General features: G+C 63.6%; 1 protein-coding gene. It reads right to left on the minus strand.

All coding sequences use genetic code 11. The features are described from left to right. Positions 1–122 precede the first annotated feature (122 nt). Positions 123–1,051, minus strand: a 929-nt coding sequence (locus U1769_RS25460) for a glycoside hydrolase family protein (protein ID WP_503644661.1), incomplete at its 5' end; no start/stop codon positions are given.

Consider the following 1,051-nt stretch of genomic DNA (forward strand, 5'->3'; position numbering starts at 1 on the left):
GTCGAAATAGCGGACGCCGGCATCCCATGCCCTCGCAACCACCTCACGGGCTTGGGCGTCCGGCACCTCACGATAGAGGTTGCCGATCGACGCCGCACCGAACGCCAGATCGCCCAATTGCATCAGGACAACACCCGCACATCGCCAATCGCAACGCCACTGCTGTCCTTGATCGACACAGCCTCGTCGCGCGGCTTGGTCGATGCAAGCTCGTCGATGATCGCACCTTGCACATGCCGCAGTGCCACTGTCGGGCGGGCATCCGCCTTGTCCACGGTGAAGCGGCAATCCTTCACCGTCAGCCGCTTTGCATGACGCGCATAAATGCCATGTGCGGGCAGCGTCTTGAGGTAGCTGACCTCCAGGCTGGTCTCACGCCGATATTCCGGCTCGCGCGCGGCCTCGGCCGCAGTGCCGCCGCCAGCCGACGCGACATGGACGCCGCTGAACGTCACATCCTCGACCGGCCCATCGGCAATCCCTTCGACTCCGCACGGATAGCGCGGATCGGCGCCTGACACCTGGATGTCGTCAAACCGCACCCGCCGGATCGCGCCGATCTGCGTCCCCTTGGGCGCACGCAACCGCGCGCCGTGATGAACGAACAGCGGATGGTTGACCGGATCGCGCAGCGTGATGCCCGACACCGAAATATCCTCCATCACCCCGCCATCGACGATGCCCATCAGGATGCCGCGGCTGTTGGTGCAGATACAATCGCTGATCCGCACATTGCGGAACCCGCCATTGGTTTCGGTGCCCAGCTTGATCCGCCCCAGCACGCCGGTCTTGTCCGGCGCGCCGTAATCGGATTTGCGATACGTTCCGTCGAGCAAGGACCCCATGGCATAGCCGCTGGTCTTGCACCCCTGAATCAAGATGTCCTCGCACATGACCTTGCGGTCCAGCGAATAGCTGCTTTTCAGGACGATCGCATCGTCCTTGGGCGCGTTGACGGTGCAGTTGGTGACGCGGACGTCGCGGCAGCAATCGATGTCGATGCCGTCGCGGTCAGTGTCGATGACGATGCCGTCCAGCGCCATGTTGCTGC

This window comes from Parasphingomonas zepuensis (genome assembly GCF_036663735.1).
In the GTDB taxonomy this organism is placed as follows: domain Bacteria; phylum Pseudomonadota; class Alphaproteobacteria; order Sphingomonadales; family Sphingomonadaceae; genus Sphingomonas.